At 40.8% G+C, this 21736-nt stretch carries 23 protein-coding genes and 1 tRNA gene; 9 read left to right on the top strand and 15 right to left on the bottom strand.

Features of this window, described 5'->3' with window-relative positions:
* Positions 1 to 39: 39 nt before the first annotated feature.
* Positions 40 to 2997, bottom strand: coding sequence for an ELWxxDGT repeat protein (locus tag KK060_RS03360; RefSeq protein WP_254152136.1), 2958 nt, complete (start codon positions 2995 to 2997; stop codon positions 40 to 42).
* Between the two features lie 435 nt (positions 2998 to 3432).
* On the opposite strand from KK060_RS03360, the gene KK060_RS03355 reads away from it, so the two are divergent.
* The 4 genes from KK060_RS03355 (at position 3433) to KK060_RS03340 (ending at position 7471) form a co-directional block, all read left to right on the top strand.
* The gene (locus KK060_RS03355) at positions 3433 to 4752 is read left to right on the top strand and encodes a tyrosine-type recombinase/integrase (RefSeq protein WP_254152134.1); all 1320 of its coding nucleotides are present in this window, start codon (positions 3433 to 3435) and stop codon (positions 4750 to 4752) included.
* A gap of 35 nt (positions 4753 to 4787) precedes the next feature.
* Positions 4788 to 5369: a hypothetical protein gene (locus KK060_RS03350; RefSeq protein WP_254152133.1), complete on the top strand. Its 582-nt coding sequence runs from the start codon at positions 4788 to 4790 to the stop codon at positions 5367 to 5369.
* Between the two features lie 75 nt (positions 5370 to 5444).
* On the top strand, positions 5445 to 6392 hold the full coding sequence (locus KK060_RS03345) for a hypothetical protein (RefSeq protein ID WP_254152132.1): 948 nt from the start codon (positions 5445 to 5447) through the stop codon (positions 6390 to 6392).
* 92 nt (positions 6393 to 6484) lie between these two features.
* The gene (locus KK060_RS03340; protein ID WP_254152130.1) at positions 6485 to 7471 is read left to right on the top strand and encodes a hypothetical protein; all 987 of its coding nucleotides are present in this window, start codon (positions 6485 to 6487) and stop codon (positions 7469 to 7471) included.
* Between the two features lie 31 nt (positions 7472 to 7502).
* Here KK060_RS03340 and KK060_RS03335 read toward each other — a convergent pair whose 3' ends face one another.
* The 3 genes from KK060_RS03335 to KK060_RS03325 are packed head-to-tail and all read right to left on the bottom strand — an operon-like array spanning position 7503 to position 9778.
* Positions 7503 to 8633, bottom strand: a complete 1131-nt coding sequence (locus KK060_RS03335) for a DUF3800 domain-containing protein (RefSeq protein WP_254152128.1) — start codon at positions 8631 to 8633, stop codon at positions 7503 to 7505.
* Positions 8634 to 8655: 22 nt separating this feature from the next.
* A complete protein-coding gene (locus tag KK060_RS03330; RefSeq protein ID WP_254152126.1) occupies positions 8656 to 9309 on the bottom strand; it encodes a nucleotidyl transferase AbiEii/AbiGii toxin family protein in 654 nt (217 codons plus the stop codon).
* The gene (locus tag KK060_RS03325) at positions 9302 to 9778 is read right to left on the bottom strand and encodes a helix-turn-helix transcriptional regulator (RefSeq protein ID WP_254152124.1); all 477 of its coding nucleotides are present in this window, start codon (positions 9776 to 9778) and stop codon (positions 9302 to 9304) included. Before KK060_RS03325 ends, KK060_RS03330 begins: the two co-directional genes overlap by 8 nt.
* A 132-nt stretch (positions 9779 to 9910) precedes the next feature.
* On the opposite strand from KK060_RS03325, the gene KK060_RS03320 reads away from it, so the two are divergent.
* Genes KK060_RS03320 through KK060_RS03305 form a run of 4 tightly spaced genes read left to right on the top strand, consistent with a single transcriptional unit; the run spans position 9911 to position 12275 of the window.
* The gene (locus tag KK060_RS03320) at positions 9911 to 10567 is read left to right on the top strand and encodes a hypothetical protein (RefSeq protein WP_254152122.1); all 657 of its coding nucleotides are present in this window, start codon (positions 9911 to 9913) and stop codon (positions 10565 to 10567) included.
* 25 nt (positions 10568 to 10592) lie between these two features.
* Complete coding sequence (locus tag KK060_RS03315; RefSeq protein ID WP_254152120.1) at positions 10593 to 10952, top strand: hypothetical protein; 360 nt, start codon at positions 10593 to 10595, stop codon at positions 10950 to 10952.
* Between the two features lie 10 nt (positions 10953 to 10962).
* Positions 10963 to 11445, top strand: a complete 483-nt coding sequence (locus tag KK060_RS03310) for a T6SS immunity protein Tdi1 domain-containing protein (protein ID WP_254152118.1) — start codon at positions 10963 to 10965, stop codon at positions 11443 to 11445.
* Between the two features lie 17 nt (positions 11446 to 11462).
* Positions 11463 to 12275: a DUF695 domain-containing protein gene (locus tag KK060_RS03305; protein ID WP_254152117.1), complete on the top strand. Its 813-nt coding sequence runs from the start codon at positions 11463 to 11465 to the stop codon at positions 12273 to 12275.
* 31 nt (positions 12276 to 12306) lie between these two features.
* Here the strand turns inward: KK060_RS03305 and KK060_RS03300 are convergent, their stop codons facing one another.
* Positions 12307 to 12621 carry a helix-turn-helix domain-containing protein gene (locus tag KK060_RS03300; protein WP_254152115.1) on the bottom strand — a complete coding sequence of 105 codons (315 nt, stop codon included), beginning with the start codon at positions 12619 to 12621 and terminating at the stop codon, positions 12307 to 12309.
* 511 nt (positions 12622 to 13132) lie between these two features.
* On the opposite strand from KK060_RS03300, the gene KK060_RS03295 reads away from it, so the two are divergent.
* A complete protein-coding gene (locus KK060_RS03295; RefSeq protein WP_254152113.1) occupies positions 13133 to 13450 on the top strand; it encodes a hypothetical protein in 318 nt (105 codons plus the stop codon).
* Here KK060_RS03295 and KK060_RS03290 read toward each other — a convergent pair whose 3' ends face one another.
* From KK060_RS03290 to KK060_RS03245, 10 genes are all read right to left on the bottom strand, one after another.
* Entirely contained in the window at positions 13451 to 13786 is a 336-nt protein-coding gene (locus KK060_RS03290) for a DUF2185 domain-containing protein (protein WP_254152111.1), read from the bottom strand.
* A gap of 37 nt (positions 13787 to 13823) precedes the next feature.
* Complete coding sequence (locus tag KK060_RS03285; protein ID WP_254152110.1) at positions 13824 to 14363, bottom strand: hypothetical protein; 540 nt, start codon at positions 14361 to 14363, stop codon at positions 13824 to 13826.
* Between the two features lie 31 nt (positions 14364 to 14394).
* The gene (locus KK060_RS03280) at positions 14395 to 14955 is read right to left on the bottom strand and encodes a hypothetical protein (protein WP_254152108.1); all 561 of its coding nucleotides are present in this window, start codon (positions 14953 to 14955) and stop codon (positions 14395 to 14397) included.
* Between the two features lie 44 nt (positions 14956 to 14999).
* On the bottom strand, positions 15000 to 15239 hold the full coding sequence (locus KK060_RS03275) for a hypothetical protein (protein WP_254152106.1): 240 nt from the start codon (positions 15237 to 15239) through the stop codon (positions 15000 to 15002).
* 242 nt (positions 15240 to 15481) lie between these two features.
* Positions 15482 to 16183, bottom strand: coding sequence for a hypothetical protein (locus tag KK060_RS03270; RefSeq protein ID WP_254152104.1), 702 nt, complete (start codon positions 16181 to 16183; stop codon positions 15482 to 15484).
* Positions 16184 to 16357: 174 nt separating this feature from the next.
* Positions 16358 to 16428, bottom strand: a tRNA-Cys gene (locus KK060_RS03265).
* Positions 16429 to 16571: 143 nt separating this feature from the next.
* Positions 16572 to 18566: a 30S ribosomal protein S1 gene (rpsA, locus tag KK060_RS03260; protein WP_254152103.1), complete on the bottom strand. Its 1995-nt coding sequence runs from the start codon at positions 18564 to 18566 to the stop codon at positions 16572 to 16574.
* Positions 18567 to 18714: 148 nt separating this feature from the next.
* Positions 18715 to 20082: a TolC family protein gene (locus KK060_RS03255; protein WP_254152102.1), complete on the bottom strand. Its 1368-nt coding sequence runs from the start codon at positions 20080 to 20082 to the stop codon at positions 18715 to 18717.
* A 9-nt stretch (positions 20083 to 20091) separates the two neighbouring features.
* Complete coding sequence (locus KK060_RS03250) at positions 20092 to 20778, bottom strand: ABC transporter ATP-binding protein (protein WP_254152101.1); 687 nt, start codon at positions 20776 to 20778, stop codon at positions 20092 to 20094.
* 283 nt (positions 20779 to 21061) lie between these two features.
* Entirely contained in the window at positions 21062 to 21475 is a 414-nt protein-coding gene (locus KK060_RS03245; RefSeq protein WP_254152099.1) for an OmpA family protein, read from the bottom strand.
* Between the last annotated feature and the right edge of the window lie 261 nt (positions 21476 to 21736).

The following is a 21736-nucleotide window of genomic DNA, read 5'->3' as shown; positions in this document are numbered from 1 at the left end:
AAAACCTAACTGACTTTAAGGCTTTAGTCTTAAGAACACTTAACGTTGTTTCACCAATTTCTGCGTAAGCATTTTCTCGCTGGTTTTTACTTTAAGGATATACATACCTGTTGGCCAACGTTCGCCTATTGAATAATCCGTATTGCATTTAAGGTTTAGAATGTTGTCAAACCTTGCTCCTGTTGGAGTGAAGACATCGACCTGTGCTTCTTCGTTTTCTTTTCCATTAACTCTGAAATTGAATTGGTGGACAAACGGATTAGGATAAGTTATGAGTTGGTCTTCGTGACCTCCTACTATGGCAGATTGCACGAAACCGCTTGCCATTTGTAGTTCTTCATCACAAGGTGGTTGTGGTATTGAGCTTATATCTAAAGCATAGGGTTCCGTTCCATATTCTAATGTATAACCGCCAAAGACCAATTTAGTTCCAGCTGAACCTAACTGACTTATCGGCTGGAGTCCAGTGTCAAAAGGATAGGTACCGCAGACAGTGCCATCGGTCCTCCAAATATTTCTTTCATTATAGACATTCGGAATAAAATAAGTGACATTGCCCAACTGTTGATCATATAAATACCCTGTATTCGGAAGGGTTTTAAGAAACGTTGTTCCTATACCTGTCCCATCCGTTACCCATAACTCTGATGCGGTGTTATCCGCACTTGCCACAAGAAGATAGAGCTTATCTCCTGCGTTGATCATTTGTTTTATCCGATTGATTTTAGTCACACGCTGCACGCCGCTACCTGATGCACCTCTCGTTTTGTATAATGCCCATTGACCATCATTGCCTATTGCACTAATGTAGAGTGAATCGCGCAGGACCCCTAGTGTGCTGATGTCGTACTCGAGGTTATCTGCAACAGGATCGGTGGTATTTAGATCAGCTACCATATAGGTGTTGGCTGTAGCACCTTGTGTTCTCCATACTTCATTACCATTAACTCCATTGTTTGCAATGAAGAAATGGACGCCATTAATCGTAGCAGTAGGTAGTGGTTGATACCGTAATTTTACACCTGCGCCTGAACGAATTGTTTTTATTTTATAGGTACCATCCGGTTGGCCATTCGTTCTCCAAATCTCTTCAACATTATTTTCAGTTACGTGCGCTACAATTACCTGGCCAGCTACTGCAAGAGAGTGAATGGACTGAAAATCTTTAAGCAAGGCTACTTGTGTGGTAACACCATCTATTTTCCATAGCTCACCTGAAGCATTTGAATAGTGAATGTTGTTATTAAGGTTTGTCAGGTTAACGGCTGGCTCTTTGTAATAATCCTGAATAATATCTAGTGTACTTGTGCCATCGGTTCTTCTTATATCCAGCCATTCCTTACCTGAACCGTAAATATGTGTATTTGTTGTTTTAATTTCTCCAATGTAATAGTCAAAATATAAAGCTTCATGTGTACCTGATGGTGTTCCATCCGTGAAAAAAATAGACTCTGCTCCCTGGTAATATGTTACTTGATTGATGAAATAAGTTTTACCTAAAAATTCACCAAAGGCATGAGGATTACCAGATTCGCTTGCGGCAAAGGGGTCATTCACACTTTCCGGATACTCCATTCCTGCCTGATATCTTAGAAGCTCTATTCCTCCGAATGCTATTTGTCCATAAAAATATAAACTATTTCCTACTACATTCATATCAGGGTAGTAATACCCGTATGTATCATTATAGAGTTCAAAAATATATTGCTGGCCATTACTGCCGTCTGTATTCATCCGGTACAAATGATACTGGTATTCGTAACCTCTCTCGGTATTGAAATAATAGATATAACCATCCAATAATGTAAAATCGGGACGAGGCTGACCTATACCTGGGCCATGAGCAATAAAAAGAGGGATTGTTCCTGCAGTCGTTCCGTCACTTTTCCAAACATAATAGTCATTGTATTGATAAGCGGTATAGAAGAGTGTGCCATTAATATTAGTGAAGTTGGCCATTTGATGCGTAAAGTCCTGCTCACCATGGCTACCCGGCTTGCCAGGTGTCATATCTTTCACTAATACCGTACCAGCTGAGGTACCATCACTCTTCCATAACTCCTGACCCGTGATACCATCGCTTGCTGTAAAAAAGAGCGTGTTGTTTACTGCAGTCATGTTACTAATGCCTGAACTCGCAGCACCTGCATAAATGTCTTTTACGAGCACTGTACCCGCAGCGGAGCCGTCACTCTTGTACAACTCCCTGCCTGTAGTACTTTCCGAGGCAGTGAAATAAACAATACCATTTACGCTTATTAACGACTGCGGAGCACTGCTTACTTTTGATCCTGTACGAATGTCTTTCACAAGAACAGTTCCAGCAGTTGTGCCATTGCTCTTCCAAAGTTCGTAGCCATTTGTCCCGTCATTGGCAGCAAAGAACAACGTACCATTCACATTGGTAAGAAAGGCAGGATTACTACTGCCTCCTTTTGCAAATACGTCTTTAACGAGAGTTGTACCAGAATCTGTACCATTGCTCTTCCATACTTCCTTGCCATCGACACCGTTGTTGGCAACAAAGTAGAGCACTCCATTAACATTAGTCAATTGCTCGGGATTACTTCCAACATTCCCTCGTCGTATGTCTTTAACACGAACAGTACTACTTACCGCGCCATTGGTTTTCCAAAGCTCAGCACCAGCTTGGCCGTCGTCTGCAACAAAATAAACAGTATTGCCTACAACCTCGAGCTCCGTAACTGAAATAAACTCACCCAGCTTTATTGACTCGTCGTAATTCTGCTCATTTAAAAAGGATGTCCAAAGTTCCTTTTCATCACTTACATAATAAGCATTAGTATTCGTTGTATATAGTTGGGAGAATTCGTTATAGGCTTGATTCTTTTGTTCATTAAAATCACCAAGAAGTATTGGTTGACCATGAGCAGAAAACATAACAGAAAGAAAAGCAAAGCATAAAGCCGAAACGCGTGCAAAAACATCCAATGTTGTCAAAACATTGAGAAAGTGAGAGGGTACATTTTTTCTCATATGATAGATAGTTTTATTAAGTATCCTTACCCTAATCACTATCTATAATTTAATCTGCTCATTTACGACATCTCATTGCCGGTAGATGCTATTTAACATTATAAAAGAATGAAGGGCTAAGATTACAATTTCAATCTGACAAAATATATACCCATGCAGTTTGCCGATATGTATTGCGATTTATCCTATTATCACGTTGGCAAACGAAAAAAAGAATGGTTGTGCTCCAAATAAAAAGCCCGTAAACCAATTAAGATTTACGGGCTTTAATGAGGTTCCGAGCGGATTCGAACGGTTACATACCGATGCACATCGATGCCCTAAATTGCACTGAAAACGCACTTTTTTCTTACCAATCCGAACTGAAGCCAGGCCATTTCTGTATTTTTAGTACGAAAAGTGTACTAAAAGTGTACTAATTTTTGGACGAGGGGTATGGCAAAGATCCACGCATTTATCAAAACCGATTACGTTGACAAGAACAGTGAAGCTCCATTGATCATCGAGTATTCACACCTCAAGAAGCGTTGGCGTATCAACACCGAGATTAAAGTAGATCCGGAATTCTTTTCATGCGATTATGCCGAAGACACGGAGTTGTTCAAGCTCTCTGGCAATGCTTCGATGAAGCGCGAGCAACGGAGCAAGCTCGGACCCTTCAACACAACACTGCAGGCCATCCAGCTAAAGCTGACTAGAATTGTCGGTGAGTTGAAACTGAAATCTGCTTCCCTCTCTCCTGCTACAGTAAAGAAGGAGTACGAAAAGGACACTCCGGTACAAAAGGAAACGAATAAGCCGGTCTCTTCCTGGTATGCTGAATTCATTGCAGTGAAAGAAAAAGAAATCGGTGAAGGAATAAACTCTTATCGAGCAACATTCCGTCACTTCAAAAGTTTCACCGAAAAGAAAGGGTCTGTTTTGCTAGAAGAACTCACCAAAGCATATCTTGAAGATTTTAAACAATATCTGATTGGCATTGGACTTGACGCTCCGACGGTCCACAAACAATTTAAGAACCTAAGGATCTTCCTTAACTGGATTCAGTCGCACGACGATAATGATAACCAAGAAATAAAAATTCCATCTGCGTATAAGAAGCTAAAGGTGAAAGCAAGGTATGGCGATCCAATTGGGTTGACTGTAAAGCAGTTCTTTGAATTGTACAAACTCGATTTATCCGCACACAAAGAACTCGAGCGCACTCGAAATCTTTTTGTGTTCGGGGTCTCAATCGGCGGGCCTCGCCATGGGGACTTAAAACGCTTGGGCGAATCGCTCCGTCGCTTTGGCTTTAATCTCAATAGCAACTCAATAAGTTTCTTTGAAGGAAAGACTGGAAACGCCCATAATGAAATTCAAGTCAATCGCTTCGGAATAGAAGTATTGGAAAAGGAGAAGTTCATCTTTCCTCATGTTCCATCCAACCAGCGAATGAATCAGAATCTTAAATCGATCGCAAAAAAGCTCGATTGGGACGAGATTAAATTTATTCCAAAGTATGATGTGTACGGAAAATTAATTTCAACAGAAGAGATTCCACTTAAAGATATTTTCTCGACCAAGTTCATGAGAAAGACGGCAGCAACGATTGATAATTACCTGGGTATTCCGACCAAGACTTCAATGAAGAGGACAGGTCATAAGACGTTTGCTGCGTTTAGCAGATATGTCGATGTGAATAAGGAGAGCATGACGCATGCGAACCAGAAGTGGGATGAGATGTACGCCTCATTGTCTAAGGTGGACGGTTAAGATAATTATATTAATTTCGGACAACCCTAACGTAAATGCGCATAAAGCAACATTTAATTCTTCTTACTGCCTCAACCTTGCTGCTCCTCTTGGCTTGTAAAAGCAAAGAAAAGCAATTAAAGACAATTGATCTCGGTTCTTTTACAATCGAAGCTCCGACATCTTGGCATCCAATAAAGCAAGCTGGTATAGACTCGTACGTTGGTCAGATAGCTATCGATGACAGAGATACTTTGTTTTTTGACCTAGGGTGGTACTCCAATGATCTCTCCGAAGACCAGCTATTTACTGTTCACGAAAAGAATATATACCTTCTGGATGAAGAATTGCTTTATAATGAAGATTCCCTTGTTTACACCTTCGTTGGAACTACGGATTCAATCAATGTTAATCGCTACTTCAAGGATTCTGTTGCATGGGAGGTAATCGACAACCGAAGAGCTAAAATTGTTCGGCCGAAAAAGACCGGGGTTGGGACAACCGGCATCTTTATAGATAGCCTCTGGCAAGCAGGTTCAGCAGTGGATAGATTTCAAATGAATGGCAAGAATTTGAAGCCGGAGAATGAAAAACACTTACTGACAGCAATTAGAACATTGAAGTTTAAAAACAATTAACAAAATAAATAGCCATAGTCAAACCTTAACAGTGCCGTTAATGGTTTAGAAAAAATTGGCCACAATATCCCCGCTATGACTCTTTTAAAACAACATTCTTTTCTTAAACAGCCGAAGGACGAAGATTATCTGTGGAGATACATTAAACCTGAAAGAATCCGTGACTTCTTGGATGGCAATATATATTTCTCTCCATTGGCATCCTTTGATGACTACTACGAGGCGATCAGTCCTCTCCATTATTGTGTTCTCAGTTTTTTAAAAAGATCAGCACCAAGAAATTTCGATTTAAGTATACCTATTTCAGAAGTGCCAGATATCGAAACGTTTATAGGGAACATTTTCATGTGGATGAACTTGTATCACACAAACAAAGTATTATCCCATTTGACTGGCGTCACAGATGAGAAACTTCTTCGAGAAAAACTCTTTCACTATTGTGAAAATCCAAAAATATTTAGTCAACCTCGTTTTGAAATACAAAGCTCACATTGCGCGTCTTGTTGGTTTGTTGGAGATAGCGTTGAGTCTGCATTGATGTGGGCCAGTTATTCGCAGCCTGGAGGGATAGCTGTACGAATTAGATACTCGGACTTCAAAGCAATTGTGCAAAATTACTTCACGACTAACAGTTATTCCCTTGCGTCACAAGGTGTGACCAACGTTTATTCGGGCTTAATCGAATATGTTGATTTTGATGATCAAGAAAAATGGTCGCAGCTTTCTGACACCGGTGTACCATTGGCCTTCTTCAAACAGCACTTCTATAAACAAGAGAATGAATACAGGTTGATGATTGTCAAGAAAGATGCACAGCAACCGTTTAATAATTTGATTAGACTGATTGATGATATCACTAAATTTACAATTATCCTCCATCCGAGCTCTACCCACCTGGATCTACTAAAAGTCAAAGGAATGATTCCCAATCCCACATATGTCCATATCAGCCTATCAAGAATGGAATCAAAAGACAAGAAATACATAGAGTATATACAGGCACAACCCTCCGGCCCTTCATAAATTCTTTGCTAAGGCAGTTTTCTTAAACTGTTTAGCACAAACCATATGGCATTGTCTTTAATACTCGAGTTGCACAATTAAAACATAACACCATGATCGACAGAAGATTTTACAAGAGTACTTCAATGTTTGTAGTGTTTCGGCAATTAGTTGAAACAGAGTTGAAAGATCTTGAGGACTACATTAATGAAGTCAGTCATGACCTTATTGAAAAGCAGCAAACTCTAACCGATAAATACGAGGAGGCAAATAAAAGGGTGGTTGAAAGCGAAGATTTCGATGTGCATTCATTTTTTGAAAACGACATTGACAGATACTTCAGAGTGTTTCCGATTTATTCGTATAACCCTTTACTTCTAAGCATTTACGGACAATTTGAAAACTGGTTAAAGAGACTATGCGAACTAGACAGAAGTAAGGGTCTATCACTAATTGGCGTTACCGACTTAGCAGGAAATAATTTGATCGAGAAAAGTAGACGCTATCTTGAATTGGTTGCAGAGGTCCCATTGAATGAAAAAGACCCTAGTTGGCTTCGAATAATCGAAATTCAGAAGATTAGAAATCTTCTAGCTCACAATAATGCCAGCATCGCAAAAAATGGTCGGAACATCAAAAACCATGAACTGTATAAAACCTTATCAGAGGACAAACGGATTACGTTCAATGAACAAAATGGCGACTTTTACATTCGAGATAAAGACTTTTTAATTGAGGTTATTCAACTGGTAAAGAAATATTTATTTGACGTGATTGATGTATTGAGATTGCGGAAAGTCGTAGCAAAAAACGACACAATGCCATTCGATAACCAAGCTTGGGGTGCTGAAAAAACGGAAGGATTGCTTAAAAGTGTAATTGCAGGTTTGAGGTTGTTAGATGCAACCACGGCAAGAACGGATGAGTTTAAAGAGGATGATCTGCAACACAACATGCGTGGAACTTTGCGAACCATGGCTTATGATTTAACAAAGCTTTACGCGTTTTTTACTAGTGGAGAATGGAACGTGCGAGACGCTGATTTAATAGTGAATGACAGGGAAAACGGCCTAGCCGAGGTAAAAAAGATATACAATTAGACTTCGTCCAACCGAGTTGGATTCTAAGGGCTTAAACAGAAAAGTTACCTAGGTTGAACACAACTGAATTATCGGTATCTGTGTTTTCAACGTCAATTTCCTCAATACTCATTTTTGTCATTGCAAGAATATAATCTGCTAATTCATCCTTGTGATTTAAATTCCCATCATGATTCAACTTTCGATTTACCGCTCCGGTAAACAAATCTGCTACCTGTATAAAGTAATTGCTTTCTGAGCTAACTGTATGAAAATTGTCTAGGTAAAGGCCATCAATTTGCTGGGCCTTAATGCGCTCCTTGATGTTAGCAACTTTCAACGCATCAGCTCCGGCTTCGTCTTGATCCATCCACACTTGAAGCAAACGCGGAAGGGGCGCCCTACCAGTATGATGCTCGTGGTTGATGCCTTGGTCGATCAAATGGAATGTTAGGTCATTAATCGGCTGAGTGAGATCTGAAAAACCAGAATTTCTGACTACGATAATTTTGAAGCCAGCCGTGGGATTTAACTTTAGAAAGCGGGCGAAAAATTCCTTATAGTTTTCAAGCTTCGCTCTTGTAAGTTCTGAAAAGTGAAATTCATATTTGATAGATGTTGATTCGCGCCATTTATCGAGTTCTTGCTTTACTTTAACTACATTGATACCGCTATCAGGAATCCATAGACCACCTACGCAAAGAAAATTTTGATTCTTGCCCGTTTCATCAAGATAGATTGTTGTGTTAGGAATCCCTGCTGGTCGATCTTCGACAGCCTGCTGTCTCGCATCCTCCTCTAAGGTCCCGCGAAACTCTTTAACATCGGCATCGGCCTGAAACAGCTTGTACTGATTTTGAATTCTTGCCCGCTCTCTAACCAACGAAGGCATCCTCGTCAACGCAAACATTTCATCCTTTGTAATAGATCTCCCAGAAAATTTCTCGGGCTCAAACAACGTCCAATACAGCCATGCCAGTTCTATGTCGGAGTTCCGAGCCTCCCCATATCTGTTGAGAATAAAAGCCACGCGGTCGCGGAGTGTGTCAACCGTTGCGCCACCTACGCGGTCTAGAAGCTCATGTGCTTCCTTTTCAATTTCCTCAATTGACTTACTTCTTTTTTTGCGACCCTTTTCTGATTCGTCACTTTCCTCACTTCGTTTTTGTTCATCGTTCGCCATAAACTATTTGATAGAAGAGAAGCTATAATATGTCCCTTGACTTCTCCACAAAATCCAACTTGATCAACTCCCAATGCTTCCCCTTCAAGCAGATAGGAGCAAAGTCTTCATCTGCCCGCTCGAAGTCGACTAAGTTCTCACGGATAACTTTCTCATCGTGAGCATGCGGATATCGTTGTTTGTGTAAAGCAATCATTTGTTCAATCGAATATTTCTCGATCAACTCATCCAGATCCCAGAAATCCTTCTTCCTCGCCTTGCGTTGAACGATGTCTATCTTCATTGCAATTATCTCTTCAACAGTAGCCAGTCTGTACGGACCAATCTCTAACGCTGGCTGAATGAAAGTGTCGGTGTAAAACAAATCGAGTTTAACGCTCTCATCCGTAGAATGACCAACCAGGTAAGACAGACCCATTCCAACAGGACCCGGTGCCAAATCTGAAACGTATTTGAATGTCTTCCGAAGAAATTTATCTATAGCTGTAAAGTCGAGTGAACTATAAGGTTCGTCTGTAAATAAATCAATGTCGTCAGACATCCTGTGACCAAGCTGCAAGCTCAACGATGTACCACCCACGAGCCTGAACGGGTCAAACAATTTTTCATGCATCAAGACCGTCAGCACTTCTTTGAGAATCGGCTTGACCGTATTCCAATGCAGACGATCAGGCATGTTGCAGTTTTAGCGCACCAGCAATCTTGTTGAAAGCCTTTTCACCATAAAAACGTTTGATCTCTGCTTTCTCTTCTTCACTGCCTCTCTCAATCACACGTTCAATGACTGCACGTTTCTGCCCCTGCCAATCAATCGTATTGATATCTGTATCCCAGAACAATCCAGGACGAAGCTTGGATAAATCCGGAGTTCCATTGCTGGAATGTTGACGCAGCTTTTCTTCTTTCATGTCATAGAATGCCTGCAGCACCATGAAGTAGCCCTCCTCCAAACCAAGTGCTTGTTCAATCTTGAATGCAAGCGTTGGATTCATTGCCCGTTTTCCTTTCGTGATCGCCGTGAGTGTTTGAGGATATTCCTTAATAGTAATAGCAAACCGGCTTTTCTTCAGCTTCTTTTCCCGAAGCTTTCTTTCCAGGATTAGCCCCGGGTGGATCCCCTTAATTATTGATATCTCCTTAAACATAAATCCAATCGATAAACAAATATAAGTAATAACGAAAATGTAAACAATTTTGTTTACAAATAGTAAAAATGGCGTAAATTGATGAAATTGGAGCTTAAATGCCGCTAATATTTTGAACAGTCTAGTAATAAAATGACAAGACGAACTGTAACCAGCCTGAGTGCACTTACTTCTTTGGTTCTGTTGTTGACCCTGATTTTCAAATTGAAAACAGTTCCAGGAGGGCTTATACTGTCTGGGCTGTTTCTCGGTGGAATGGTGTTGGTCTTAATCTTAATCACCGGATTAATCCTCAGTTATTTTCTCCGACTCCTTTTCAAAAAAGCATCTTTCTGGGCCATCTATTTCTTAATAATAAGTCTAGGCTTCTGCATATTCCATTACAAACTTTATTCACCAACGCTGACGATCATTGTTCCAGTTAATTACTCCGGTGAAGTCGATCTTATTCTTTCCAACGTGTCAGAAAACATTCTAAAACTTGACAGCAATGGAATAGGTTACTTGAACGAATGGACCTTTGAGAAAACGTACACAAGACCAATCGTCATTGACGAAAACGGAAAAAATCTCGACAGTCTGTTGGTCGGATTTAACCCTAGCACTTTTTGGGCGCTAGGAAAATCTTGTTGCGTTGACAAAAAGGAAGTTTATACCAAAAGATTTACGATCAAAAGCACACAAGCTAACGCTGAATTCAAAACCAGAATATTGACTACCCTCATAGACCCAAGATTAACAAAGACGATTGAGCCTGATCATCATACAATCATTCAAACAAATGAGTAGAACTTAGTCTATCGATAACAAGATCATGAAAAGTACTATTTCCCTCCTGTTAGTCATATGCCTGTCGTCAAGATGCAGCACGACCAATCAAAGCGAACCTGAAAAGGTTAAAGGAATACCAGATCACGCATTTTGGGTTGGCGGCGCGGATGGTGGGCAATGGTATCTCATCAGGGACATTGAAAAAGTATCCTCAACTGCTGCCATAGCAATTTACAATGACAATACTGGCGACCTCGAGGCTGACAAGAGATTTACATTGATTTGTAACTCAGCCTCTTTACTAGACCTCGACAATTTAAAAAACGAAATAGAAGCCTTCGATGGCGAAACAATATTCCTTAAACGAGTGGACAGTGACGGCAGGAACTGTATTCTGAAGTAACGGCAAAAGTATGACAATAACCTGGGACGACTTGACTGTCAAATTTGATGAGTATTCTTCCGACCGATTACTTCATGATTGGACGTGGCTCATCGGTACCGACAAAATTCTAGTTCTGGTTTCAAGCATCGGAGACATGTTCCTCCGCGATGGTACTGATAAAGTCTATTGGTTGAACTCTGGTGACGGCACCCTAACTCAGGTCGCGGAGAGCGTTGATGATTTTAAAACAAAATTACAAGATCCCAAAGTAGTACAAGATTGGTTTCTTGTTGGCCTCATATCCTCTTTGAAAGAGGAAGGTCACAAACTACAATCGGCACAGGTGTATTCTTATAAAAAACTGATAGTGCTTGGTGGTGACTATTCAACGGATAATTTTGAGCCCACCGACATCGAAGTACATTTTTCATTTGCTGGGCAGATTCACCAGCAAGTAAAAGATCTTCCTCCAGGAACGAAAATCAAAGCTATCAAATTCACAAAATCGTAATCACCTAAACGTTTTTCATGGGACTATTGGGAAATATTTTTGGCAAAAAGCACAAGACAAGAACACAACATCCAAGCCACAAAGTAGACTGGGATTTTTATTTTACAAACGTCGACCGCAAACTCAGCTCAATAGCTGTGGACCTTGGGTTAGCCAATATCGCACCAATAAAAGACCAGAAAAATGTTTGCTGGGTTTCAATCAAAATGCTTGCGCCAAGAGAGGATGGCCTTTCATCTAATAGCGAGAGTGAAATTCTTGGCGACATTGAAGATCAACTTGCCGAAAGTATGAAGGTAAAGCATTCAGCAACCCATGTGGGACGACTGACCTCTGACGGCAATCGGGATATATATTTTTATGTAAGCGACATTACATTAGTTGATAAAACCATTTCAGATGTAATGTTACTTTATCCGAAGTATTCGTTTGACTATGGGACAAAGGAGGATGAGAAGTGGAGTGGCTATTTCGATTTTCTATATCCGCTACCTCAACAAATGCAGTCTATTCAAAACAGGAGAGTAATTGACAATCTTGAAAAAGGGGGAGACAAATTAACGAAGGAACGACCAGTCGACCACTGGATCTATTTTAAAACCGAAAACGACAAGCGACAATTTTGGAACAGGATAGAAAATGAGGGATTTAAAATTGTCACGGACGACCATGACAAATCGTTTGGCGAGAATCCTTACAGGCTGCACATCAGCCGAGTTGACAAAGTTGATCAAAACAGTGTCGATGAGTATGTGATTCACTTATGGAAACTAGCTGGTGAATATAATGGCGATTACGATGGCTGGGAAACGTCTATTGAGACAGATTGAGTGTAATCCACGCGTCACATAAAATAAAATTTCAAGCGGCAACCTTTAAATCACTACCCCTGGCTAAAGGATTTTTGCTAATGTGATTTTCCAGCTCACGAATCGATACGAACGTCTTCCCTTCCGAGCTGCAAAGGGTGATGTACCCGCGCTTGTGATAATTGTAGATTGTTCTCCTGCAGATGTTGTATCGCCTGGTCGCTTCTTCAATTGAAACAAAGTCCTGTCCGATGAAAAGGTCATTTGATGCAATGGCCTCTTTTAATAACACTGGTAGCAATTCTTTGAACGTTGTCTTCAAATAGCAGCTTAACATTTCCTTGATCAGTTCCTTCGAGATTTCCATAGCTCATTTCATTTCATTTTCCTTCTCATCACCTTCGTATCAATTTCCTCCAAGTTCGTGCACCTTCTTAGCCTGACTCGCGACCTTAAGGAGGAATTCTAGGCACCATTCCTCCACCTTAAGCACGGCAAAGATTAAGTTTTTCCAGTCGCTCGACTCATGAGTTAAATAAAGGCAAAGCTTGAAAGCAAAAACAGTTACAAGGGTACTAGTACCCCCTTCAACTAGCTGATCTTCATTGGATAAAAATTTTAGGGTTTGAAAGTGCCTTGCGCGACTCTGATGTTCAGGAACAGAGTCTATCTGAGACATGGTTATGAGTCAGGGGTCTTTTATGATTCATGAAATGCCGAGTTCCGAGGCATTTTTGGCAGACATTTGTACATCTTGCTAATGCACCTAAAGCATTGATTTTTGTGGACAAAAATACATCTTGCTAATGCAGCTAGCATAGGGTTTTTGTATTACAAAAATACATCTTGCTTATGCTGGAGGATCAGGCATAGAACCTATGAATATTGACGAACGGGAACACCAAAATTTGAAGAGAAAATTCTGGGTTATTGCCGGAGTGACATTGCTAGTCTTGGCAACTACAACCACCATCGCAGATGTACTTGACACAAACCATAGTGATGGTGTGCTGGTAACAGTTCTCATTATCCCTTCAATGCCCGGTTTCATACTATACGTCCTGATCACAGGAGATATTCATGGTTGGCAACCCGGTCCGATCGGACAAGCCGGGCGAATTATTATGACAACATTAGGGTCGTGGGTATTCTGGAGTCCTGTCGTTTATTGGATTTACAAGAGAGTCGGGCGATGACTAAGGTGCCAGTGTCCTAAATGTGTTTGTTCCTTTGATTCTTTGTAATTCAGTTCCGACTGGTGAATCTAAGTAGTCAATAATTGAAGGATCATAATTTGCAATTGTATTGACATCGTAGATCGCCCAATGGTTTGCATTATCAGCGTACTCCTGCGACTCGGTGCCGGACAAGAATCTCCAGCCGCTATCGCTGTTGAAGTCAGGAGTTTCGCGATACATGTAATCGACAAGTTCACCCTCAACGGTGATTTTGTCCGTAGCCATACAACCACCCATTGGTTGAATCAATTGTTTTATGTCTCTTCCGTTGATTTTAAACTTCTTTGTCGTCATCCTATTGGCAGTAACAAATTAGCGTGTTTATCGGAGCTTATTTATCATATCTGAAAAGACCGCGATTCATCAGATCTTGCCAATTGGGAATGCTTTCAGAATTTGTCATGACTTCTTCGCCATTCTTCAACTTCATTAAGCTTCGAACATTGTTATCTCTGCCAACCGTCACTACTAAAGTGTCGCTGTTGTTCTCATGGTAAATATATTTTGATGTGAAGAAGTTTTGGTATTTAGAAAGGCTATAACTTCCATCTTTTGTGGAAATGTCTTGGGTCCACTTATATGATAGTGCGATGAAGGTAACGTAAGCCCAAGGCAACAGGAAGGTTACTGGGGTTCCGAAAACGATGATAAATGTTTTCATCAGCTTAGCCTTCTTGAGAATTTCTCTATCAACTCGCCTAAGTAAAAGCAATGCCCCAACCGTTACAAAAGACAGCAAGATGGCCGCCATCATGAATGTTACGGTTTCGACAAATAGGTCACTGGCGAATAAAGCTTGGTACACCAAGAGCCATATCGCAATTGGAAGAATCAAGGTGATGGTCCAGAGTACTTTTTTGGGGTTCATCATGGAAGGCGTCTATATCGCATTTTAAAGCAGTCTATCGGATAAGCCCCAACAATTCAATATCGAGCATGGAAAAAAACTTATAGATTTTTAAATCTTGATTCTTAGTTCTTATTGATTCGGTGTTATCCCGATCAACGCACTCTTTGCAAAAAAACTTGTAAGTCATCAGCTTTCCGCCTCTAAATTCATACAACGAGTAAAAAACGGTGTGATCAATAGACACTCGCTCTTCAACCGACTCGCGAACGATCTGCTCTCTGTTTTCCGCGTAAAATTTCAACGCTTTAGAGCTGACTGTCACTCGCGATTGCCCGCAGTTGTCGTACTTTATGAACTCGCTATTATTCGCGTCACTAGTGTTTACTAGTATAAATTTCAAAAAAGTCTCGTCTTTGCAACTGTCATACTTCGGGTAATACATTAATCCAGGATGCATCCTGTCCACGAAAATAAAATCAGTATTCCCAGCGGCAATAAACGATTCAACGAGGTTTCGATCGTCTCCCTTTAAATGTTTAGCGAGATCCAATGCTTTGTCTTGCCCGAATGCACTTAACGAGATTGTTGTTAATAGGTAAATGAGTTTGTTCATAGTTAATTGGTCTCGGACCGATATGAGCGATTCACCTTGAATCATTACAGTTTTTCAATCCCAAGGAGGTCCAAGGTCTTTCGATTGAAGATGCTCTCGAACTCACCCTCGCGTTTTTCAACAACGCAATAATTACCCAGGCTCACAAATGTCAGGTTACTCTTGCGATTTTTCTTTTGCTGCTCGGCACTCCACTCAACACTCTGGCTTCCTCCGATCGATAAATAGATGGGTGTGCCTTCCTCAAATAAGAGCTCAGCGAATTCTTGAATTCTGGCAGTCATGCTCGCTAACTCAGCTGGCTTGAGATTTCCATGACTAAAGACAACCAAGCAACTACCTAGACTGTTAAGTTTCGTTCCATACCACGCTTTCAGCCGGTTTAACACCGTGTCAGATTTTAATTTCAAGAACTCCCTGTTTATGAATCTATCTAAGCGCTCCCGAAAAACTATTGAGTCCGGTGTCGCGTCCTGTCCAACTGCTGAAAAGAGTATAGCTGATAGAACTATCGTTAAGGAAATTTTCATGTGTCCAATCTCATTTTTACTTTGCACACATACCAGGGAACTGGTTCAAACCCGTTCTCTTCATCGTTCATATATTCAGTAATCCGTCCCCAGTCTGCTCGTTCCTGAATTAAGCCATACTTATTAAATGTGACCCCAAACTTATTACTAAGGTCGTCAGCAATATCATGACAGTGAAGAGAGTGAAACTCTCCGCCAGATTCAATTCCAATTAAATCATAGCCGATTAAAACTTCATTAATGTCATCGGTCTCGCTGATCTTGAGACTTAGATTTTGCCAGATCCCTAGAGCCCCATTCGTTCCTTTGGGCATGAACGTCTGCATTATATCATTGACCTCACTGTCGGGGAAGTAAATAGTTAGAACCTTGAGGTCATTTACATGAGGAAAGAATCTGTTCCGATATTCCTTAACCGCATCTAGATCCGAAAAGACGTTTATCCATCCGACTTTCTTGTCGTTGAAATTTTTGTCAGCCCATGTATTAATCTCAGTAATCGTCTGTTCACTGATTTTGAAATCATTAGACACACTTACTAATTCATCTTTTCCTTTTGTAGTCCACGAAAGACTCCAGCTTCCAAATAACGAGTCGTTGATACAGTCACTGCAGGTATAGACAAACTTGTCCTTCAGTCGCCCGAAATCAAATTTCCTCAAGTGAATTAAATAATATCCTCCGAAGTAGCTGCTCATCTATTATTATGCTTCGTATAATTACTAATATACGGATTACATTACAGCATTTCCTTCCGATGCACGTGCGTGCACACTTGGTTTTGAAAGAGTTGTTGTATTGCCAAAAAGTGTACTAACGGTGTACTAATAAAATAAAAAACCCGCAAGGCTTTACGCCATGCGGGTTTTTCGAGGTTCCGAGCGGATTCGAACCGCTGTACAAGCTTTTGCAGAGCTCTGCCTAGCCGCTCGGCCACGGAACCATGCTTAAATCTCAAGGACAGCAACACCTGCTGCTGTTGCCGATCTTGAGGAGGCAAAACTATAAAATTCGCCTGTTATTGCAATGCTATAAAAAAATAAAAGGTGGTTCAATGAACCACCTTTTTATAATACGATAAGTAAATTACTCACCTTTGTCTCCACCGGACATTTTTTCTCTCAACGCTGCAAGCGCATCAAGATCGCCAAGTGTTGACTTCTCAGACTGTTGATTGATGTTCTGGATGGTTTTGTTACCACCTTTTGCAGGTGCCTTTTTCTTGGCAGCAGCAACTTCTTCTTCAACAGACCATGTTGCTTTGTGAGACAACACGATTCTTCTGTCATCTTTAGAGAATTCCAGAACTTTGAACTCAAGAGCATCACCAACTTCTGCTTTAGAGTTATCTTCTTTCTGAAGATTTTTAGCAGAGCAGAAACCTTCGATACCGTAAGGTAACTCAAGTACTGCGCCTTTGTCGTTTTTGCTGATGATTGTACACTTGTGGACTGACCCGATAGTGAATACAGTTTCGAAAGTATCCCAAGGGTTTTCTTCAAGGTGCTTGTGGCTTAATGCTAATCTACGGTTAGCTGCGTCAAGCTCAAGAACCTGAACTTCCATAGTGTCACCAACCTTTACAAATTCAGAAGGATGCTTGATCTTCTTGGTCCAGCTTAAGTCAGAAACGTGTACTAAACCGTCGATACCTTCTTCAAGTTCGATGAACAGACCGAAGTTAGTAAGGTTACGAACAACACCTTTATGCTTAGTTCCAACAGCGTACTTGTTAAGTACATCTTGTCTTGTCCAAGGATCTTCAGTAAGTTGTTTGATACCAAGAGACATCTTACGCTCTTCGCGGTCAAGTGTCAACACAACAGCTTCAACTTCATCACCAACTTTCAGGAAGTCCTGAGGGTTGCGTAAATGCTGAGACCAGCTCATTTCACTTACGTGGATAAGGCCTTCAACGCCAGATTGCAGTTCAAGGAATGCTCCGTAATCTGCTACGTTAACGATCTTACCTTTAACTTTAGAACCAACCTGGATATCAGCAGAAAGTGCATCCCAAGGATGAGGCGTAAGTTGCTTCATACCAAGAGAGATTCTCTTCTTGTCGCCATCGAAGTCAAGCACAACCACTTTAACTGTCTGGTCAAGCTTAAGTACTTCTTCAGGGTGGTTGATACGACCCCATGAAATATCAGTAATGTGAAGAAGACCATCTACACCACCAAGATCGATGAATACACCGAAGTTGGTCATGTTCTTGATAACACCTTCCAATACCTGACCTTTTTCAAGGTTAGTAAGGATAGCTGCCTTCTGTTGTTCAAGATCTTTCTCAATGAGGACTTTGTGTGATACAACTACGTTATCATTGGTGTAGTTGATCTTCACAATCTTAACCTCGATTGTTTTGTTAACATAAATATCGAAATCGCGGATAGGCTTCACATCGATTTGAGAACCTGGTAAGAAAGCTTCTATACCAAATACATCAACGATAAGACCACCTTTCGTTCTGCGTTTTACAAAACCTTCTACAACTTCATCTTTGTCTAATGCTGTTTGTACATACTCCCAGCCTTTAACAAGCTTCGCTTTTCTGCGGCTAAGAATAAGCTGACCCATTGCGTCTTCTCTTTCTTCAATGAAAAGATCTACAACATCACCTATTTTAAGGTTGGTCATATCTTTAAATTCAGCTAGCGGAACAAGTCCGTCTGATTTAAAACCAATGTTAAGAATAACATCGCGATCATTGACACCCACTACTGTACCCTTAACAACTTCACCCGAATTAACGGTTGCCACTGTTCCGGTGTACATTTTGTTCATCTCATCGCGCTTGTCTTTAGAATAGCCTTCTCCAAAACCTTTGCTTTCGAAAGCATCCCAATCAAACTCACCAGGCACTTGCTTAGTGTAAAGTGATTTTCTGAGTTCAGTAACAGGGATAGCCTCTGTGGTTATCTCGTCTTCTTCTCTCTTACGTCTTTTTGCTGCTTCGATTGGATCTTCATCTTCTCCATCAATGGATTTAGATCCTTTGGCTTTACTTGCAGGTGCTGCATTTGCTGGTCCTGCTGGCTTTTTTGGTCTTGATTCAGGACCTTTTTGTTGTTTTGCCATAATAAATGTGGTCGCCCTTATTACATGTATGAACCGGGCTTATTCATACAAATTTGGTTAAACATTATACTTTTCTTTCAACGAAAAGCCCTGTCCAATAGAACAGGGCTGCAAAGATAATAAAATTTTGGTAATCTAAGTTCCCCTATTACTGAGGAATGTCGTCAACCTTAAGTGTTCCTACCGCGTAATCCAGCAAGATCTTTTGGAACAAGAACCGGTATTTGGCCTGGGCCATGTCAGTCTGCGCTTGAACATAGGTTCTATTGGCTGTTGCAAAATCTACAAAACTGGTGATCCCCAGGTTATATCTTTCCTGCTCGAGGTCCAACGCCATTTTTGAAGCTTCCAATCCTGTTAAACTTGCTGAATACCCTTTCTTTACACTTTCAAAGTTTTCATAAGCACGCAATACGTCTGATTTTACTGTGATCTCACGGCTCTTGGTTAGCAGCTTATTATTCTCATAAGTTACTTTAGATTGAATGTAGAAGTACCTGTTCTGAAAGCCAGTAAAAATGGGTATGTTCAACGAAAGACCAAATGAGTTAGAGCGGTTATCAGTAACAAATTGATCATGGAAATTCCGATATGATGGATCCGACTTATCTGCACCTTTTACCTGGTTGTATGCCGATCCATTGTTGTAAAAAGCATACAAGCTTGGAAAATAGTTGCCTTTACTCGCATGCACGCCAAATTTTGAAGCTCTTTCAAGATCACGCGCCGATTTCAGGTCACTTCTATGCTGATTGGCGGCTTCCAAAAGCTGATCAAGGTTGAGGTTGTCGAGTGCAATTGCATTAACATCCCATAGTGGTTCTTCGATTCTTGTTTTTATGGTTGGGTCAACCATTAGCGATTGAAACAAAAGAACCTTATCGTTAGTCAGGGTCAGCTCTGCCTGCACTACCCTAACCTCTGCTGTACTTACCTGTGCCTGCTGATTATATTCGTCAACCGGAGAACGGCTTCCTACTGCAACCTGCTCTTTAATTAATTCAAATTGTTTCTGTTGTAATACGAGGTTTTCATGCGCTATCTTCAACAACTCCTGATCGAGAAGAACCTGAAGAAATTGGGTTGATACGGTATTGATAACATCTTGTGCTGACCGGTTAACCTGCTCAAGCTGTGCATCCAACTGGCTGGAAGCCTGTCGTGCTGTACTTAAAATATTAAGTCCGTTAAAAATAGGTTGATTAACAGATAACTGTGCCTGTAATCCGTTTACTGTTGCATTCACAACTTTGGCTTCTTGTTGAATGAAGCGATTACCATTACTTTGATAAAGTGACGCAGTGATAGAAGCTTGCGGGCCGAGCTGAGCTAAACGGTACGTCTTATTTACCTTTGTTTGTAAAAGATTATTGCGTTGTGTAATAAGCGTAGCATTGTTTTGTAACGCTACCCTCACAGCATCCTTAAAAGTTAAGACAGAATCAATTTGCGTCTGTTGCTGACCAAATGCCAGCGCTGTGCAAAAAGACAAAATTGCTGTAATCTTTAATCTCATAAACATCTGTTAAACCCTTTCTAAAACCTGTGTGTCTTCTACAATAGCCCCATCACCTACTCTCACAATGCGCTTTCCATACCGTGCATTTTCCTCTGAATGGGTAACTTGAATTATAGTAATGCCTTCGTTATTTAATTTCTGGAAGATCTCCATGATTTGCCGACCTTGATCAGAATGAAGATTACCTGTAGGTTCATCGGCCAACAATAATTTGGGTTGACCCACTATAGCACGGGCTATGCCCACAAGCTGCTGCTGCCCCCCGCTTAGTTGTTCAGGAAACAGATCTTTCTTTGCCACCATATTGAAGCGATCGAGCATTTCTGCAACCATGCTCTTGCGCTGCGGCGAACTTACGCCCTTGTAAAGTAAAGGCGTTTCTATGTTCTCGTAAACTGTTAATTCGTCAATGAGATGATAAGCCTGAAAGATGAAGCCAATGTAATTTTTATGCATCTCTGACTTCTGCTTTTCTTTCAACTTATGCACGGGTTGATCAAAAAAGAAGTACTCTCCGTCTGATGGTTCATCCAGCATACCAATAATATTCATTAAGGAAGATTTTCCAGCACCACTGGGCCCCATAATGGTTAAAAATTCACCTTGTTCTACATCCAGGTTAATTCCTTTTAGAATGAAAGTGCGTTGAAATCGTGAATCGATATACTTGTCGATGTCGCGGAGTTTTATCATAGTATGATTATTAATCGTTTTTGCTACGTGACTGGTTTTTTGCACATCCTACCACTACTTTATCTCCCCAACGCACAGATGCAATATCCAGCGCCTATTAAAGGAAAGCCAGAATGGTGCCAGAGGACTTTTAGCATTTAAAACACGTTTTTCAGCCTTTTTTAATTGAATGCTTCGTTCGCTTCTGAAAATGGGTGTCCGGAAACGGACTGAGAAGGTACATCACTTGTTCTAGAATGAGGCAATGGGTTGACCTGCTTATACAAGAATTTGGGAAGAATCACTAGAATATAATCGGATACAGTATTACATCTACCCTACGGTTTAATTGCATGCCCTGATAGGATTGGTTGCTATAGACAGGGTTTTCTAAACCCCAGTCTTTGACCGTGATTTTGCGTTCAGGAATGGGCTTTTGAACAAGGACGTCTCTTACCGCAGCACTTCTCATTTTCGAAAGCCATTCGTTATAATCCCGCCCCCCGATAGGATCTGTATGACTGATAAGGTGGATATCGTACTTTTCCAAAATATTGGGGATGGAATCGAGCCAATGGTAAAGGTCAACAATTTGATCTTCAGAGATGTAATAGCTTCCGCCGCCGAAGTAGATGCTTTTTCTGATCTCATCATTCTGCTGCTGGGCCATCCCCTGAAAGACTATAATAGTGAACCACCCCAGCAATAACCATCTCATATGCTAAATCTACAATGATTCATGGTGCGGTTCCAGAATTAATATTAATATTTTGTCTACGATGGATCTTAACCTTATTCTTTTTTGAAAAAGCCTGATGCGCCTGGAAGCGCTCATGTAGGTTAGGTACAGAATCAGAGTAGCTTTAGTACAGATTCTGTGACAATTCACTGCTAATTGTGTTATTCTTCAACAAAAAGCCCTTTTTATGATAGTTGATAGAAGGATTGCAGAAGAACGACACAAGCAATACTAATGCGT

Origin of the sequence: Chryseosolibacter indicum (genome assembly GCF_018598585.1) — a bacterium.
In the GTDB taxonomy this organism is placed as follows: domain Bacteria; phylum Bacteroidota; class Bacteroidia; order Cytophagales; family Cyclobacteriaceae; genus Chryseosolibacter; species Chryseosolibacter indicus.
This window is presented reverse-complemented; position numbering and strand designations above follow the sequence as displayed.